General features: G+C 46.5%; 16 protein-coding genes. 6 read left to right on the plus strand and 10 right to left on the minus strand.

Going from position 1 to position 17,992, the window contains the following annotated elements; genetic code table 11:
* Positions 1–483 precede the first annotated feature (483 nt).
* Positions 484–2,049: a carboxylesterase/lipase family protein gene (locus FIU95_RS14155; RefSeq protein ID WP_152454385.1), complete on the plus strand. Its 1,566-nt coding sequence runs from the start codon at positions 484–486 to the stop codon at positions 2,047–2,049.
* A 12-nt stretch (positions 2,050–2,061) separates the two neighbouring features.
* Positions 2,062–2,610, plus strand: a complete 549-nt coding sequence (locus FIU95_RS14160; RefSeq protein ID WP_152454386.1) for a histidine phosphatase family protein — start codon at positions 2,062–2,064, stop codon at positions 2,608–2,610.
* Positions 2,611–2,698: 88 nt separating this feature from the next.
* Here the strand turns inward: FIU95_RS14160 and pepN are convergent, their stop codons facing one another.
* A complete protein-coding gene (gene pepN, locus FIU95_RS14165; RefSeq protein ID WP_152454387.1) occupies positions 2,699–5,329 on the minus strand; it encodes an aminopeptidase N in 2,631 nt (876 codons plus the stop codon).
* A gap of 348 nt (positions 5,330–5,677) precedes the next feature.
* Here pepN and FIU95_RS14170 point away from each other — a divergent pair, with 348 nt between their 5' ends.
* From FIU95_RS14170 to FIU95_RS14185, 4 genes are all read left to right on the plus strand, one after another.
* Positions 5,678–6,124, plus strand: a complete 447-nt coding sequence (locus tag FIU95_RS14170; RefSeq protein ID WP_152454388.1) for a nuclear transport factor 2 family protein — start codon at positions 5,678–5,680, stop codon at positions 6,122–6,124.
* 209 nt (positions 6,125–6,333) lie between these two features.
* The gene (locus FIU95_RS14175; RefSeq protein ID WP_152454389.1) at positions 6,334–9,324 is read left to right on the plus strand and encodes a YdbH domain-containing protein; all 2,991 of its coding nucleotides are present in this window, start codon (positions 6,334–6,336) and stop codon (positions 9,322–9,324) included.
* Positions 9,325–9,516: 192 nt separating this feature from the next.
* A complete protein-coding gene (locus tag FIU95_RS14180) occupies positions 9,517–9,711 on the plus strand; it encodes a YnbE family lipoprotein (RefSeq protein ID WP_152454390.1) in 195 nt (64 codons plus the stop codon).
* An 11-nt stretch (positions 9,712–9,722) separates the two neighbouring features.
* Positions 9,723–10,049 (plus strand): YdbL family protein, encoded by a 327-nt coding sequence (locus FIU95_RS14185; RefSeq protein ID WP_152454391.1) that lies wholly within the window; start codon positions 9,723–9,725, stop codon positions 10,047–10,049.
* Between the two features lie 111 nt (positions 10,050–10,160).
* Here FIU95_RS14185 and rpoS read toward each other — a convergent pair whose 3' ends face one another.
* The 9 genes from rpoS to eno all read right to left on the minus strand — a co-directional run bounded on the left by rpoS (position 10,161) and on the right by eno (position 17,873).
* Complete coding sequence (gene rpoS, locus FIU95_RS14190; RefSeq protein WP_253868642.1) at positions 10,161–11,213, minus strand: RNA polymerase sigma factor RpoS; 1,053 nt, start codon at positions 11,211–11,213, stop codon at positions 10,161–10,163.
* A gap of 202 nt (positions 11,214–11,415) precedes the next feature.
* Positions 11,416–12,153, minus strand: coding sequence for a peptidoglycan DD-metalloendopeptidase family protein (locus FIU95_RS14195; RefSeq protein ID WP_253868644.1), 738 nt, complete (start codon positions 12,151–12,153; stop codon positions 11,416–11,418).
* A 221-nt stretch (positions 12,154–12,374) separates the two neighbouring features.
* The gene (locus FIU95_RS14200; protein WP_216646252.1) at positions 12,375–13,337 is read right to left on the minus strand and encodes a DUF368 domain-containing protein; all 963 of its coding nucleotides are present in this window, start codon (positions 13,335–13,337) and stop codon (positions 12,375–12,377) included.
* On the minus strand, positions 13,334–14,005 hold the full coding sequence (locus tag FIU95_RS14205) for a protein-L-isoaspartate(D-aspartate) O-methyltransferase (RefSeq protein WP_172975411.1): 672 nt from the start codon (positions 14,003–14,005) through the stop codon (positions 13,334–13,336). Before FIU95_RS14205 ends, FIU95_RS14200 begins: the two co-directional genes overlap by 4 nt.
* A gap of 52 nt (positions 14,006–14,057) precedes the next feature.
* Positions 14,058–15,020: a tRNA pseudouridine(13) synthase TruD gene (gene truD, locus FIU95_RS14210; RefSeq protein WP_152454393.1), complete on the minus strand. Its 963-nt coding sequence runs from the start codon at positions 15,018–15,020 to the stop codon at positions 14,058–14,060.
* Positions 15,013–15,498 (minus strand): 2-C-methyl-D-erythritol 2,4-cyclodiphosphate synthase, encoded by a 486-nt coding sequence (gene ispF / locus FIU95_RS14215; protein WP_152454394.1) that lies wholly within the window; start codon positions 15,496–15,498, stop codon positions 15,013–15,015. The genes truD and ispF overlap by 8 nt, the downstream gene beginning before the upstream one ends.
* Positions 15,498–16,217, minus strand: coding sequence for a 2-C-methyl-D-erythritol 4-phosphate cytidylyltransferase (gene ispD / locus FIU95_RS14220; RefSeq protein ID WP_152454395.1), 720 nt, complete (start codon positions 16,215–16,217; stop codon positions 15,498–15,500). The genes ispF and ispD overlap by 1 nt, the downstream gene beginning before the upstream one ends.
* On the minus strand, positions 16,214–16,501 hold the full coding sequence (locus FIU95_RS14225) for a septum formation initiator family protein (protein ID WP_152454396.1): 288 nt from the start codon (positions 16,499–16,501) through the stop codon (positions 16,214–16,216). Before FIU95_RS14225 ends, ispD begins: the two co-directional genes overlap by 4 nt.
* 85 nt (positions 16,502–16,586) lie before the next feature.
* Positions 16,587–17,873 (minus strand): phosphopyruvate hydratase, encoded by a 1,287-nt coding sequence (gene eno, locus FIU95_RS14230; RefSeq protein ID WP_152454397.1) that lies wholly within the window; start codon positions 17,871–17,873, stop codon positions 16,587–16,589.
* Between the last annotated feature and the right edge of the window lie 119 nt (positions 17,874–17,992).

Consider the following 17,992-nt stretch of genomic DNA (forward strand, 5'->3'; position numbering starts at 1 on the left):
CTCCAAAGATAGATCAAACATTGAGAGCTTCGAGCTTAAAATAGCGATTAACATCACTCCAACCGATAGCAGATCATAACGACCACAGCATCCAGCCAATAAGAACACAATCCAAATTTTGCATTGTTACCGTTACATGAATAGAAGCTCAGCCTGTCACCACCCACAAATGAAGCAGAACAATTAGTACTACTAACGACAATACTGCTTCAAGCTTTAATCACATAATAAAAATGCAGGAAACACAAAAACCTCATTAAACCCACCAAAACTTGACTAAAAGACAGTTATTACCGCATCAAGGATCTACCCAAGACTAAATTTATTATTACCTTCCATACTCAGCAAAGGTATAAGCGTGCCAATTATTTCATATATATTTCTTTGGATTAAAAATCCCAGACACAACCTTACAAAAGAACTCTAGGGTTTAATCGCAAGCGTAAAGAGTTAATTGATTTTTTGATATAATGGACGGCAGTCATGACAACGGACCCAGGCATTGGAAAGCACTTAAATAAAAATCTAACGCCAGTTGTTGAAACAAATGCCGGTCCAATTATCGGCACCAGAGATACAAAATCAGGCGTCTATAGATTTCTCGGGATACCTTATGCAAGACCTCCAGTGGGAGAGCTGCGCTGGAGCGCTCCAGAAGAACTCCCCCCCTGGACAGCCCCATATCATGCGGAAGAGTTTGGTACGCCAGCCGCACAAAACCCTTCCGCCTTGATAGAAGTGCGTGGACAAGATGGGGCTCTCCCAGAAAGTGAGGAGTGCTTATATCTCAATATATTTTCCCCGCCTATTAAGAACAACCAAAAGCTTCCTGTCATGTTCTGGATTCATGGAGGCTCTTTCTATATGGGATCTGGTTGCCAACCTGTTTACAATGGCAGCTACCTCGCCTCCAGCGGTAGGGCGATTGTGGTTACCATCAACTATCGGCTTGGCTCTTTTGGTTTTCTAAGGCTGACAGATATCAGCAATATTTCATCTACAGGCAACGAGGGGCTTCAGGATCAAATTGCTGCCCTCAAATGGGTAAAGAAAAACATCTCGGCATTTGGTGGCGATCCCGAAAACATTACAATTTTTGGTGAATCTGCTGGCGCCATGAGCATTGCCTCCCTTTTAAATATACGTGAATGTCAAGGCCTTTACTCTCGAGCGATTGTACAAAGTGGCCACCCTAAAGCCCTCCACTCTATTGATCGAGCCAATCATATGGCCGAAGCTTTTATCTCCCACCTAAGAAAAAACTGCGGCAAAAAATCACTTCGAAACTACCTTGTAAAAGATCTTCTACAAGCTCAGAATGAAATACTACATGATCCTCAAATGACTAAACAATGGGGTCAACTTCCCTTTAAACCGGTCATTGACCACATACTCATAAAGGATAATGAGGCTAACGAGTTAGCCACCTCAAAAAACATCCCCCTTCTTTTAGGGAGTAATTTAGATGAATGGAATTTATTTAGTGCCCCCAACCCAGAAATATACTCCCTAACCTACCAGAAAATTTGTAACCACTTAGAGTGGTTAATACCCGAGAGCAGCTTAAAACCAATCATAGATTACTATTATAAGCAGGCATCAACTACAAAAGATAACCTCTGGCCTAAGTGGAGTAAGACCTGGAATCTCATGCTTACAGATATGGTATTTACTCTTCCAGGAATGAGGCATCTAGGTGTACATCAAGGAGACTGTTACCACTATCACTTTACCCAACCACTTGTCGCTCAACCTTTACTGGGAGCTTGCCATGCAGTGGAGCTCGGCTATGTTTTTGGAACTCATGGTGAGGATTCACTTCAAACACTTTATGGAGGTGAAACCAAGGCACACATACTTAGCGCTTCTATTCAGGAGGCATGGTTAAGCTTTGCCGAGAAGGGTAATCCAGGTATGGATTGGCCCGTTTATTCTGGTATAAATAGCAAAAGATTTGGACACAACCCTGATACCAGAAAATTTAACACCACTGAACTCCTTCGCCTGTGGCAAGATATTCCTGATGAAGTTTTAAACAAGTATCTGTAACCTAGTAACAATATGATAAAAATTCTACTTGTCCGTCATGGAGAAGCAGCAAAAGGCCCCTCCATCGCAGACCCAACCCTCACCACTTTGGGGCAGAGACAGGCCTCCCTTCTAGCTCAAAACTTACCTGGCGATACATGCCTGAAGTTGGTAAGCAGTCCAAAATTACGCGCACAACAAACTGCACAGCCAGTAGCTGAAAGATGGGGGCAAGTTATTACCCTAGAAAGCAGAGTTAGTGAAATCCCTACTCCCAAAGGGATCTCATTACAGCAACGACTTCCTTGGCTACGCTCCTTATTGACTCAGAATTGGGATCCAAGCAATAAACAACAAAAAGAATGGCGTGAGGGTATCATAGATTACCTTTTAGGAGTTCCCGAAGATACCATGGTCTTTTGTCATTTCATGGTGATCAATTCTGTAGTAGCACACATATTAGAAGATTCGAAAGTCCAGCAATTTCGGCCTGATTATACATCCATCACCGAGCTAAGGCTCACCAAAGGAAGCCTTGATCTAGTTCAACTTGGCAGCGAGCGCACCACTAAGATCTCATAACCATCAAAGAAAATCTTGCATCCACTCTAAATCAAAGCAAAATTGGGGCGCTTTAGCGCCCCACATACAAAAATTCCAATAAATAAACTTATTTAAGACTTTTACTCACCACCTCAAAAACATCTGGTGACAACTCTCCTGCATCAAGCACATATTGAAGTGCAGCTTTCATTTTTTCAGAGAGGTTTTTACTATACTTTTTCCATCGGGTAATCGGCACAACAAGTCGGGCAGCTATTTGAGGATTTAACTTATCGAGTAAAATTACCTGCTCGGCAACAAAGCGAAACCCACTGCCATCTTCCTTATGGAACTGTTTGAAGTTTCTATTAGCAAAACCACCGATTACCGCCCGAACTTTATTCGGATTTCTAACCTCAAAGGCAGGATGGCTCATAAGATCTTTGATTTTATTCAAAGTGCCATTACGAGCACTACTACTCTGTAAACCTAACCAAAGCTCCACAACCTGTGTATCACCTTTCCAGCGTTGATAAAAATCTTGGATAGCAGAATCAGATTTCTGTATATCTTCGTAGTTGATCAATGAGCTGAGTGAAGCGGCACTATCCGTCATATTTTCAGCAGCCTCAAACTGCTTTTGCACAAGTTCTAAGGCCTCAAATTTTTCAGTAGCCGCAAGATAAGTTAAACAAGTATTTTTCAAACTACGTTCAGCGATATCCTTTGCATTAGGATCGTAAGGCTTCTGAGCATTCAATTCAGAGTATTTCGCCCAAAGCTCAGGAAATAATGCTTCAGCCAGTGATTTATACGCAAACTCTCGAGCCACCACTATAGCTTCAGCATCAATTAAGTCACTCATCTCGGCTATGGACTGCTCACTTGGCAATCTTAATATTTCAGCCACCAAAGCAGGATCAAGTGCGATGTTACTTAGCACATCTCGATAAGCCTCAACCAGTTCTGGCTGTAACTGCAATGCCCTTCCATTCCGGTAGTCTTTCTGGAGCTTAGATAGTGCTAAGAAAGCTAGCCGCTGCGAAGCATCCCAGCGATTAAAAGTATCGGAATCGTGGCGCATGAGGAAAATCAATTGCTTTTCGGTGTAAGGATAACGAACCCTGACCGGTGCTGAAAAATCACGTAATAGTGAAGGCAGTGGTTTTTCTTGAAAGCCACTAAACTCAAATACTTGATCTGATTTAGTGATTTCAAGTACTTCTTCAGTATTTCCTTTGGAATTCAGGACACAGTCATTACCACTTTGGTCCAATAATCCAATTTTTACTGGTATATGAAGAGGTAGCTTATCCTTCTGGTCAGTTGTTGATGGGCAAGATTGGGAGATTTTAAGACTATAAACACCCTTGGCCTGATCAAAGTCATCTGTGACATCTAAGACTGGTGTTCCAGCCTGACTGTACCAATGACGAAACTGTGTAAGGTTTATCTGATTGGCATCTTCCATCGCCACCATAAAATCATCACAGGTTACTGCACATCCATCATGGCGCTCAAAATAAAGGTCGCTTCCCTTGCGAAATCCCTCCGGCCCCAGCAGCGTATGTAACATACGAACGACTTCAGCGCCTTTTTCATATACCGTCAAAGTATAGAAGTTTGATATTTCCATATAAGAATCTGGCCTTACCGGATGGGCCATAGGGCCAGCGTCTTCTGCAAACTGATTGGTGCGCAGTAGAGAAACATCCTCAATACGCTTTACTGCCCGGGAATTCATATCTGCAGAAAACTCAGCATCACGAAATACGGTAAAACCTTCTTTTAAACTGAGTTGAAACCAATCTCGGCATGTAACCCTATTTCCAGACCAGTTGTGAAAATATTCATGCCCGACGATAGATTCTATTCTTTGGAAAGCTGAATCAGTTGCAGTCTCCGGGCTCGCCAGTATGCAAGCTGAGTTGAATATATTTAACCCTTTATTTTCCATGGCTCCCATATTGAAATGGTCTACCGCCACTACCATAAAAATATCCAGGTCATACTCTCTGCCATACATCTCTTCATCCCAACGCATGGCTTTTTTCAGGGATCGCATAGCATGATCGCATTTACCAATATTTTTTGGCTCAGTAAAAATCTGTAGCTTGACTTCACGACCACTGCCTGTAGTAAAGGTATCTTCAACATGCTCCAGATCTCCAGCTACCAAAGCAAATAGGTAAGCCGGTTTAACGTAAGGATCCTCCCAGGTAGCGAAGTGACGCCCATCTTCGCAATAGCCACTATCAATCTGATTACCATTAGAAAGTAATACGGGATGGTCTTTTGGTGACACTATGGTAGTGGTGAATTTTGACATCACATCCGGCCGATCCGGATAAAAAGTGATCTTTCGAAACCCTTCCGCCTCACACTGTGTGCAATACATGCCGTTGGATAGATACAGACCTTCCAAGGAAGTATTATCCTCTGGGTTAATTCGGTTGTGGATCTCAAGTAGAAATTCAGGTTTCTCTACTGAAATAGATAACCCCTGGGGTGTTACTTGATAAGTGGGTTGGGAGAGAATGGAGCCATCAATGGCAACAGACAACAACTCTAAATCAATGCCATCTAATAACAAAGGTGGCAGGTCTTTGCCAGCTTCAGGGTTTCTACGAATTTTAAGCTGTGATTTCACCAGGGTTGCTTTGGGCTCCAGTTCGAAGTGCAGATCGGTGTTATCCACCAGGTAATCTGGTACTTGATAATCCTTGAGGTAAATAGTCTTCGGCTGGGCGTCTTGCATTTTAAAAAATCCTCGATAAGTGCGTTCTCTAAGGAACAGTAGGGAACTATAAGTTGGGGTGAAATATGTCAATACAAGTTAAGAAACCTCTGCGTATATTTTACCTCTTCAGAACTCCTGTTCAGCGAACTCCTCTCTTCTATCAATCTCCGCGAGGCTTAACACCTCTCCAAGTGATCAGCCGAGACAACCCATCCCGCCCAAGGTACATCACTTGTTTCGACTTCTAACGGACACTAGGATTGGCTCGATTTCTTCAGTAGTTACAGAACCTATCCACTGGCTGCCGAATAAAAGCAATACGACTTTCATTGGCTTCTGTGGGCTTCAGATTTAGAGGGTGACTCAATGGGCTACAAACTGATTTCCTACCTCCTGATAGCAGGAGGCTTGTTGCTCGCCAGCGCCTCAAGCCTGGGCTCCAACTTGGATATGGAACTAAAGTCGCGAATGGACAGCCTTAAAGCAGCATTCATGGATCATAACGGGGAAACCATCAAAGAAATAATGACGAAGGATGGGCTGATAGTTACACCCTATTACAAGAGACCCTTAACATCAGGACAAATTGCTGCGAAATTCAAGGCCCTGAAGATCAAAAAGCACCCCTCTTACAAGATCTCCGTAATGCCATTGGGACCTAAAACCGCCTTGATGACTATGTATACCTCTTTTGAAGGCAGCTTTGAAGATGACCCAGTCTCCGCCTGGTTATTCACCGCCAGTATCTGGGTTAAGGAGCAGGGCGTATGGCGCCTGAAACTATTACAGGAAACCATGACTGAGGCCCCATGACCGTAACTTCATTTCGGCACAGGTAGATTGGCAGTTTAATGAACCATCTCGATCATTAATAATCCAATTCCCACACGGTATTATTCTGCCAGTTTGATAAGATGTTCTTTTCTCAAGTACGCAGAAGACGTCACTGACTTATTACAGGCTACTGCGGCTTACTAGCGGTAATACAAAGATATCTCCGCCCAGGAGTTTAGAGGTTTAGTGTGCGAAAGCCCCGCATTCTTGTCACTGTGTTTGCAGTCTGCTTAATCACCCTACTAATTGCTAGCTGGTGGAAAAAAGATATTGTTGTCTCACAACTAGTCAATCTGCTTGCAGGCGAAGTTGTTATTCAGCAACTATCCGGATTGGAATTGAATTTTAGTCAAGCTTCTATCGAACAAGTCCGCCTTCAATCCAGTCATGATAACAATCTTGTCCTTAATAAGGTTCAGATCCTCAATCCTTTTCATATAATTTTTGATCGGGATAACATTCAAGAGGTTGAACTATCTATTGCCGAACTAACCTATCAAAAAGTCAAAAAGACAACCTCTTTCATAAATAACCCGTCGATAATTGATCCGGATAAGGAAAGTGCTTTAACTCTAGATAATATTATTCAGAGTATAACCAGATATATGCCTGGAGTCGTGTCCGTAGAAAAAATTACGCTTGACCAGAAATTTAAAGCCGGCCCACTAAAGATTACTCGAAATAACACAGAACTCTTTGCAGAGCTACCATATAATTCCACAGAAACAGGGCAGCTCAATATCACTCTAAAAGCTGATTTAACTTCAAATAATATAACTGCTAGAGCACAAGTATTTTCTGATTTCTCTGAAGATGTTTCTCAATTGAAGCTAAACATTTCAAGAGTTAATATTGACCAGTGGGTATTTCACTCAACTGCGAATTCGAACTTAAAGTCTATTGATCCTATTCTTAGTTTTTCTGAGGCGTTGGCTGTATTCCCTTCGGATGAAATGAGCGCAAACGGAAAAATTTCCATTGATACCAAATCTATTATACCAAATAACTTCTTATCCATAGCAGACTATCAGGACACCCTAGTTAAAGTTGAAAGCAATGGACTAGAGTTAACCTTTCTCAGCGAATCTTTTAATAGCAAGGTAAAGGCTCACTTATCGACTCAATCACCTATAGAGCTCAAACTAAAAACTCTCAACCCAGTAAAACTTGAATCTGCTACTGGTTCCGGCTTTATCGAGCTCTCAACGGTTAAAGACGCAGTTGCTAAAAGCCATTTAGCAAGCTTAAAATTTAACTCTGCCAACCTCGTGGCCGATCCTAAACTGCAGGTAAACGGCTCTGTTGATCTGCTTGCCGCAAAACCACTATTAGAATCACAGCTAGTGAAGGAATACTTTCCCTCACTAATATTTACTAATCTCAAGGGTGAGCTTAACTTCCAAAGTGAAGCTTTTTTGAATCTCACTGGCACTTCGTTCACCGAGCAAGGCTGGCTTGATAAAATTCACTTAACCTTATTACCCAATAGTAAATTACAGCTTGACACAGAAGTCACTGGGCTAAAGGAAGAGCCTCCCTTACTTTCGACCGGATTAGGCCATAGTCAGGCTCAAATAGAGATCATGAAGGAGATTTTACTCATCGGGGAGCCCCCAAAATCTGATTCCTTTAAATTAAAAGCCACCGATGGAATAATTAACGCTCAATTAAAAGCTAAAAACTCTTCTACTTCTATACACGCAAAGATTGAGCAAATTCAATGCACAATGGAAGATAATGTCGAATGCATTTTTGACTTAAAAGCTAAGTCACCTGAGTTTATCGACAAGCGAACCGACATTCGTTTAAGTGAAATGAATATAGACTCCAGAGTTCATTTCCTGACAAGTGCTAACACCCAGACTATAAAACTGGAGCAGATGAAAGCATCATTCGATGAGTTAAAGACTAAAGATTTCCACATTAGCCAAGGGGAAACTCAGTCCGCTAATACCAACTGCAAATTTTCAAAAAATACTACAAGTTGCACCAGTGAGAAATGGAGCAACCAGTTTAATACTTTCACTAGCGAGTATACGACTTTCTCTGGAAATCTCGATGTTAGCAACTTTAAGCTAGTATCCTCACTAGGAAACACAGAGTTCAGTGGTAACTTTGGCAGTAACAGGCTTGAAATAAAATCACCTGAAAATTATGCCCTACAGGCCTCACTTATTGGATCATTCTCTTTAAGTGGAAATAAACTAAAAGGGCAAAGCCAGCTAAAGGCCGGCAGTTTACAATTTAATTCTAGCTGGCAACATGATCTAGAGCTGGCTACTGGAGCAATTCGATTTTCTTTACCAAAAGTCAAGTTTGATTCCAAAACGCCACTCAGCAAGTCTGTCCGTAGTTTACCTGTAGATATTGTTTCCGGAAGCCTTGCTGCCAATGGAACTATATCCTGGCCCCAACAGACAAAAGACACTATTGCTATAAACCTTAACGATGTTGCTGCTGTCTATGATGGTAGTTTTGCCACAGGTATTGACGGGAGTATCCTGGTAGAAAACCATGGAGAGCATTGGCTTACACCCAAACCACAACCCTTGACAATACAATCTGTCAACGCAGGTTTACCTTTGAGTAAAGTGTCCTTTTCCCTGACCATGGACAGAGATCAAGATCTTGTTTTGGAAGGTTTTTCTGCAGAATTTCTCGATGGGAAGTTAAGCTCTGATGCACTGTATTGGAACCGGGATAATAAAGAGCGCAGCAGTATCTTGTACGCAAAGGACGTGTCTTTAGAGCAACTTGCTGAGGTCACCGAGTCTGAAAACTTTAAGGCTAAAGGACGCCTCAACTTGACCATTCCTGTCACTACCGGTCCCCGTGGAGTCACTGTAAAAAATGGCCACCTGGAAGCAATAGAGCCTGGTGGAGAGCTTAGATATTACGGGGCATTCTCTCCGCAAATGCTCGCAGGTAACCCGCAGCTTAAACTGATTTCCAACGCTCTTGAGGACTACGACTTCCGCACACTGGAGGGCAATCTGCAATATCCCCCCAGTGGAGACCTGCAACTCAACCTAAAACTTGTAGGGCGTAGCGAGTCTATGGACGCAGAGAGAGACCTGATTATTAACCTCAACCTTGAGAATAATATCCCTGCGATGCTGCGCTCTTTGCAGGCCAGCCGCGACCTGACCACAGCCCTGGAAAAGCAACTGGACCAATAGGTTAGTAGTAAAGTAGGCTTCCCCCATTCGGGGCAGAATGGTCGGCTAGTTCAGAGCTGGTTAAGGTAGAACCTATACAATAAGCAACTGTGGTCACTCCCGACACAGTTGGCGAACCTGGCCTGATATTGACGTAACTGCTAATTATGCAACAAATACAAGGTGCCAGAGAGGTACCGTAAGGAGTATCAGATGAGGGCCAGCCGGCTGATTCCTATAGGGCTGCTGTACGTTATGGTTGCTGCAGGATGTACGCCCACTGTGGCAGTAAAGGCCCCTAGCGAGCCTATTACTGTTAACCTGAATGTTAAGATTGAACACGAAATCCGAGTCAAAGTAGACAAGGATCTCGAAAACCTGTTTGACGACAAGGAAGGCATTTTCTAAGGAGACACAATATGAGTATGTTTAAAAGAGCTCTATTATTGTTGGGCTTGATAGTGGCGTTACCCGCAATGGCGATCTCCCTGGATGAGGCCAAAAAGCAGGGGTTGGTGGGAGAGGCTAACAGTGGCTATATCGCCATCGTAGACGCCAGCTCACCCGATCTGGAGAAACTGGTAAAAAAGGTCAATGCTGAGCGTAAGCAGGCATATACCGAAATCGCCAAAAGCCACAATGTGGATATTGCCCAAGTCGCGGCACGTGCTGCAGAGAAACTAGAGGCTCGCTTGTCCCGAGGTGAGTACTATCAGGACAACCTTGGCCGTTGGGTGAGAAAGTAAGCGGACCAGAGGAAAATCGTAACTCTAACAATTTACATGGCTCCCCCAGGTTGTCCCAGGAAACCCCACAAAACACGCCGTTCATGGGGTTTCCTTATCTAGGGGCCAACTTTAAAGATTTCCAAACAGGGACTGCCCATCAAGCCCTTGCTTTTCCATGACTTCCCTAAGACGCTTGAGCGCATCAACCTGGATTTGACGAACCCTTTCACGAGTAAGGCCAATTTCACGCCCAACTTCTTCCAGAGTACTCGCTTCAAAACCACGCAACCCAAATCGCCTGGAAACAACTTCACATTGCTTGTCTGGAAGCTCACCAAGCCAACGGTTAATGCTGTCGAAAAGATCGCTATCCTGAAGAAGCTCCGCGGGATCAGACTCCTGCTGGTCAGGAATGGTATCAACCAATGTCTTTTCTGAAGAGGGGCCTATAGGGGTATCAACGGAAGTGACCCGCTCGTTGAGCCCTAACATCCGCTCAACATCCTCTACAGGTTTCTCCAACAAGTTAGCAATCTCTTCTGCGGATGGCTCGTGATCCAGCTTCTGCGCAAGCTCACGAGATGCTCGAAGGTATACATTTAACTCTTTTACTACGTGAATGGGCAGGCGAATAGTACGAGTCTGATTCATAATGGCTCGTTCTATTGTCTGACGTATCCACCAAGTAGCGTAAGTAGAAAAGCGGAAACCTCGCTCTGGATCAAACTTCTCAACAGCGCGAATTAACCCCAAGTTGCCCTCCTCGATCAGGTCCAGCAAGGCAAGGCCACGACTTACATAGCGACGAGCGATTTTTACAACAAGACGTAAATTACTCTCAATCATACGCTTTCTTGCCGCAGCATCACCACGCAAAGCCTTGCGAGCGTAATAGACCTCTTCTTCAGCGGTCAGTAGGGGAGAAAAGCCAATTTCATTTAGGTAGAGTTGGGTGGCGTCCAGGTTCTTCTGCAGATGGCTATCGCCATCCAACCTGCTAACCCTACTCTTCTCAGTGGGGGAGGATACGGAGTTATTTTTTGCCGTGTTTCTCCGCGTACGGCTACTACCTTTTCCTTCTTTGGGATTTAGTTTCTGCTCATCATTCTCAACCGCCAACTCAGGAGGAAAGTCTTCTGCCTGGCCAGCCGCCATGGACTGGTCTTGCCGTTGTGCTTCCATTTCCCCTGCTCCTTGTACTTTGCCAATATCAACCGCATAGCATGAGCCCAGAATTGGTCAAAAATACGACCAACTATGTGCACATGTGCGACAGCCACTGAATCGGCTTGACCCTTTGGTCGCCACGATTACGGTGACTACCCCAAGTGGTATTAGTTAAAAGTCCATTTTTATTTGCAGAGCTTTAGAACACCCTCCCGACTCACGGTAGATACGCAAGAGGGTCCACTGGTTGACCGTTTTTTCGTATTTCAAAGTGGAGCTTGTCGCGGTCGGTACCACTCGAACCCAGTTCCGCTATCCGTTGTCCAGCTTTGACCTTACTACCCTCTTTCACCAGTAACCGGTGATTGTGAGCATAAGCACTTAGGTATACCTCACTGTGCTTAACGATCAGCAGTTTTCCATACCCTCTCAACGCACTACCAGCGTAGATAACGGTGCCATCAGCTGCTGCCGATACAGATTCTCCCTTTTCACCGGCGATATCAACACCCTTCCTCAAGGGGTCTCCTGGGCGGAACTTGCTAATGACTTGCCCACTGGCTGGCCAGCGCCAGTGAATCGTCCCTGCGTGCTTAGTTTGAGGCTTTTGGCGCGCAGAACTTTTCGTTAAAGATTTTTTACTCTTGGCGGGAATAGCTTTCTTTGGAGTTGCCGGCTTAACCACGGGTTTTTTAGCGATCACGGGTGATTTTGATGCAGCCTGAAGCGGTACAACGCCACTCAGTTTCAGACGTTGGCCCGGATAAATACTGTAAGGGGGTTTAATGCCATTGATTGCCGCCAGCTGCCGGAAGTCCTTACCGTAACGCCAGGCAATAGAATACAGGGTATCCCCGCGGCTCACAGTATGGTGGTTGAGGCGGATACTGGGAGGCTGCTTTAGGGAACTGCTGGGTGCCCTGTGGCCGGCACAGGAGACCAGGGCCAGGAGCACTATAGCAACGCCTAATATTTTTAACGGCAAAGTCAAAAAATGACCAATATTAGGGTTATTGTTCCGCCAAAAAAGGCCCTTAACACGTCGTAAAAGATGACATTCCATTATTCTCTTTTTACATCAGACCACGGCATTTATGGAAAAAGTGTCTAAAGAAAAGCTCTAAAAATCTCTGAAAAAGCTTCATAAAAAGCTGCCATACCGAGATATTCCAGATCTTATTGCGGCGTGGCGTAGGATTTTCCTCGTTGGCCCCCGCCAAAATAGTCCACCGCAAGAACCAATATCGCTGCTGCCAGGGCCGCAATAACCGCCGGCCCCAGACTCGCATTCTCACCAGTTTGGGCCATAAAGTTCGACGGGGAGGTATTAGCGAGCAGAGGCGTGAGCTTACTGGAAACGGGTTCAGCGCCATCCATTGGGAGCTTCCAAGGCCAAATTATTTTTAAGCTACCCAGTAAAATTCCGGCAAGAAAAGCCAATGTTCTGGCTGCATATTTATGCATCAACCAGGAAAGTAATCGGCTAAAGAGCATAAGCCCCAAAGCTGCTCCAGCAGCGAAATATAATAAATTCGATATTTGCAGCTCATGCACTGCAGCAAGCACCTTAGGGTAGATCCCAATCATGAGCAGGATAAAGGCACCGGATATTCCGGGTAATGCCATCGCACAAATAGCCAGTGCCCCAGAAAAAAATAATGTGAGCGGAGTGGCCGGGATATCTCCGGGACGAAGCTCACTGACCGCAACTGCCAGCGCAATCCCCAACAATAGAAAGACAACCGTCGAAAGAGTCCACTTGGGAATATTGCGAAGGATCGGGAAGGTAGAAGCCAACACCAGGCCAAAGAAGAAAGACCAGACCAGAATAGGGTATTGCTCCAATAGGCTGCTAATGACCCTTGCCAGACTGAAAATACTGATCAACACCCCTAAAAACAGGGATAACAGGAAGCTGCCATTAATATATTTCCAAGTTGCCGACAGCCCTTCCTCCCGCAGAATTGTGATGCAGTGAGGGCCTATCCGGCTCAAAGAATCGAGTAACTCCTGGTAGATACCAGTAATAAAAGCAATGGTACCCCCGGAAACCCCCGGAACCACATCTGCTGCGCCCATCCCCATTCCACGCAGTACTACGCCCGGGTAACGGCTCTTGAAGAGCTCACTAAATTTCATCGAACAACACCACTTAGCAGCGGTACAAAACGCACTGCTTCTAGCTTCTCCACATCGAATTGATCAGTATCCTGGCGCCGAGAGATCATCATCAGGTGCTGCTGCTCCGAACCCACCGGAATAACCAAGACACCGTTGGGACCTAACTGCTGCTTCAGCTCATCGGGGATTGTCGAAGGAGCCGCTGCTGCCAGGATTGCATCGTAGGGCCCTTTTTCCGGCCAACCAAAACCACCACTGCTGAGATTGTATTCAATATTCTGGTAACCCAACTCGGTAAGGCGCTGTCGAGCCTTATCCAATAGCGGTTCGACACGCTCGACAGAAAAAAGTTGTTCAACCAGTCGAGAGAGTATGGCGGTTTGATAGCCGGAGCCAGTGCCTACCTCCAAAACCCGGTGCAGGGACTTGGCTCTACTCAATAGCAATTCCGTCATACGGGCAACGATGTAGGGTTGGGATATCGTCTGACCATAACCTATTGGCAGGGCGGTATCCTCATAGGCGCGGATCGCCAGGGCTTCATCCAGAAACAAATGCCTTGGGGTTGAAGCCATTACATCAAGGACTTCTTCATTGCTAATGCCCTCATCCCGCAATCGCTGGATCAAGCGATTACGGGTGCGCTGGGAGGTCATCCCCAAGCCTTCGTGTCTCAAGCGGTCCATAAGCTGTCTATTTCCATCCCCTGTATAACTCTCTCGCTTTCAGCCACAAATTTTATGTGTCCGAGTTCACATTGACCAGCTGTGCCACCTCCCTGAGCAGGGCTGTTGCAAATGCGCCGGGCGGTAAAGCAAACTCCAAACGGAGGTCGTCGGACTGCCACTCAAAACGAAAGGCCTCTGGACGGAGAATCAGCGGTCTGCGCTCCTGCTTGAGCCCGCAATGCTCCAGCCAGTTACACCAAGCCTGCCATTTCTCTAATACTCGCTGCTCTATTTCGCCTTGAGGACCCGAGGCGAGGTTCCTGCCGCGCCCCCACAGAGGGCCAGTTGACTCACTTTGTGGCTCACCTTCAAGACATTGCTGCCAGTTATCGATAGTAACTCTCTCAGCCAATATCTGATTAAACAGCCAGCTGCGCGCAGCCGACATCGCGAATGCCTTTTCGCTCTTGCGACAACGCCCCTCTTCTTCTGCCAGATTACGTACCAAATCCAGGTTGCCGCCATTAATACCGAAGCGCTGCTCACCAAAATAATTTGGCACTCCACCGCCAATTTGCTCAAGCACCTTTTCCGCAGCCGCCCGATCACCGCAGACGTTGCGAAGGCGAATTTTAAACCGATTACCAGCATGCTCACCGCGACGCAGCTTACGGGCACCCCTGAGAAACTGCAGAAGTGAAACCTCATCACTATTGATCTGTGACCAGTCTGCCTCTGGCTTCTGTCCGAGCCAAACACTAAACCACTGCGTGGTTACTGCATGCCGATCCTTTAGCCCAAAGTAGCTCACATCCAGGGGACGTACTCCGGCGAGTTTAGCCAGCTGCTTTGCTACCCAGGCAGTGTTGGCACCCCGCTTCTTGATATGCAGGTAGACATGCTCGCCATCCTCTGATGGCTCGGGAAATGCCAGCTCATCGACAACAAAATCTTCCGCAACCGTACGGAAATCAGCAGAGATTGCCGCCCCACCCAAAGCGCGGGGCCAATTCAGATTCCAGACCTCAGACATCGCTTCGCTCAATTAACACAACGGCCTGAGCCGCAATTCCTTCTCCCCGCCCGGTAAAACCAAGTTTCTCCGTAGTCGTTGCTTTCACACTGATATCAGCGACATCCACATCACAATCCGCCGCAATGTTGCCGCGCATGGCTTCGATATGAGGAGCCATCTTGGGTGCCTGGGCAATCAGTGTGGTATCCGCGTTCACCAGGCGATATCCCTTCTCCCTAAGCAGTGCCATAACATGCTGTAAAAGGGCACGACTATCAGCACCACTATAGCGCTCATCCGTATCAGGAAAATGATGACCGATATCACCGAGTGCCAAAGCACCAAGAAGTGCGTCACACAGGGCGTGCAGCAACACGTCCCCATCGGAGTGAGCCTTCAAACCAAAACTATGGGGAATTTTTATTCCGCCAAGTACAACATGATCACCAGGGCCAAACGCATGAACGTCAAAACCCTGGCCAACTCGAAAACTCACTATCGATGATCCTCTGTGGGAGCGTAACGCAGACGTAAAATGACCTCTGCCACTACAATATCGGTGGGATGGGTCACTTTGATATTGTCGCTCCGCCCTTCAACAAGTTGCGGAGAGTGACCAAAAATTTCCAGGGCACTGGCTTCGTCAGTAACAGCTTCACCTTGCTGTAAGGCCTGGCTAAGACAGGAGCGCAGTAGCTCAAGAGGGGCTCGCTGGGGGGTCTGCGCAAGCCAGACCTGTTTGCGATCCAGGGTTTGCTCAACACATGGAATGCCGCCTTTATCACGGCTTCGCTTAACTGTATCGCTGGCGGGACGTGCCAACAGCGCAGTCTGTGCAACCTGGCTATGCAACAGTGCATGAATGTCTTCCAATGCAACACATGGCCTCGCGGCATCGTGTACAAGCACTGGGGTATCTGCCTGCTCCCGTTGGGCGAGAAACTCCAAGGCCGAGAGGACAGAATCTGCCCGCTCAACACCACCAATCACGGTATGTATTAGCGGGTGCGAAGCTTCTTTCAGGTGGGGAAAAAATGCATCATCTTTTGATAAGGCCACAACAACACCAGCGAGCCCCGGCCAGGTTAAAATATTTCGCAGGGTGAGGGACAACAAGGGGTGCCCCAATAATGGTAAATACTGTTTGGGACGGTCTGCCCCCATGCGTTTACCAACGCCTGCAGCAGGTACAATCACCCAATAATCTGTAATCACTTTTTAGCCTCTTCCGAATCCAGGAAGATAAACAGGGTTTCCCCTTCCTTAATCAACCCCAGATCATAGCGTGCCTTGGCTTCGACACCATCAGTGCCCTCTTTCAGGCTTCGCACTTCTCTCAACAACTGGCGATTTTCCCGCGCCAAGGCTGCATTTTTTTCCTGTTGTTGGACGAGTTGTCGTTTGAGACGGGTAACTTCGGCGAGACTGCCATCACCGACCCAGACACGATACTGAGTGGCAAGCAGAATAAAGGTAAGAATTCCCAGCAGCCATTTCATACGAGATTACGATATTTCGCTTGTTCGTATTAGAGGTATTGCAGAGGGAGCCCTCTGCAATACCAGTGTGCAATTCAAAAGTTGATTATTTGAATTCAGCACGGCCGCGGTATGGTGCAGAACCGTTCAGTTCAGCTTCGATACGCAGCAGACGATTGTACTTGGCAACGCGATCGGAGCGGCACAGGGAGCCGGTTTTAATCTGACCGGCAGCGGTAGCTACAGCCAAGTCGGCAATAGTGGTGTCTTCGGTTTCACCGGAGCGGTGAGAGATCACAGCGGTGTAGCCTGCATCTTTAGCCATCTTGATCGCATCCAGAGTCTCGGACAGGGAGCCGATCTGGTTGAACTTGATCAGGATAGAATTACCCACACCTTTCTCGATACCTTCTTTGAGGATCTTGGTGTTGGTTACGAACAGGTCGTCACCGACCAGCTGTACTTTGTCACCAATCTTATCGGTGAGCACTTTCCAACCATCCCAATCGCTTTCATCCATGCCATCTTCGATAGACAGGATCGGATAGTTTGCGGAAAGCTCGGCCAGGTAGCTGGCGAAACCTTCGCTATCGAACTGCTTGCCTTCACCTGCCAGGTCATACTTGCCATCTTTGTAGAATTCAGAGGAAGCGCAGTCCAGAGCCAGGGTAATGTCATCACCCAGGGTGTAACCAGCTTTTTCTACTGCTTCAGCAATGACTTTCAGAGCAGCTTCGTTGGAAGGCAGGTTCGGAGCAAAACCACCTTCGTCGCCAACAGCGGTGTTGAGGCCGTTGCTAGACAGTACTTTTTTCAGGGAGTGGAAAATCTCAGCACCCTGACGCAGAGCTTCGGCAAAAGACTCAGCCTTAACCGGTTGCACCATAAATTCCTGAATATCCACATTGTTGTCGGCGTGCTCACCACCGTTGAGAATATTCATCATCGGTACCGGCATGGTGTATTGACCGGGAGTGCCATTCACTTCGGCAATATGCTGATACAGCGGGATTTTCTTGGAAGCTGCTGCAGCCTTGGCTGCCGCCAGGGAAACTGCCAGGATGGCATTGGCACCCAGCTTGGCTTTGTTTTCAGTACCATCGGCATCGATCATCGCCTTATCCAGGGCGCGCTGATCGGTTGCATCCATACCTTTGAGCAGGTCGGCGATAGTAGTATTGATATTCTCAACCGCTTTCAATACCCCTTTGCCTAGGTAACGGCTCTTATCGCCATCGCGTAACTCCAGAGCTTCGCGAGAACCGGTAGAGGCGCCGGAAGGAGCGCAGGCGGAACCAATGGAACCATCTTCCAGAATCACATCGGCTTCAACGGTAGGGTTTCCGCGGGAATCCAGCACTTCATAGGCTTTAACAGCGACAATCTTGCTCATTAACAATGGGCTCCGTATTGGTACTAACTAAACTTGTTACGTATTAAAAATTGGTAATAACTGAAAGAAGTTTACAAATGACTGCGCGCAAAACTTAGAACGCTTATTCTTGGGATACT

This window comes from Microbulbifer sp. THAF38 (genome assembly GCF_009363535.1).
In the GTDB taxonomy this organism is placed as follows: domain Bacteria; phylum Pseudomonadota; class Gammaproteobacteria; order Pseudomonadales; family Cellvibrionaceae; genus Microbulbifer.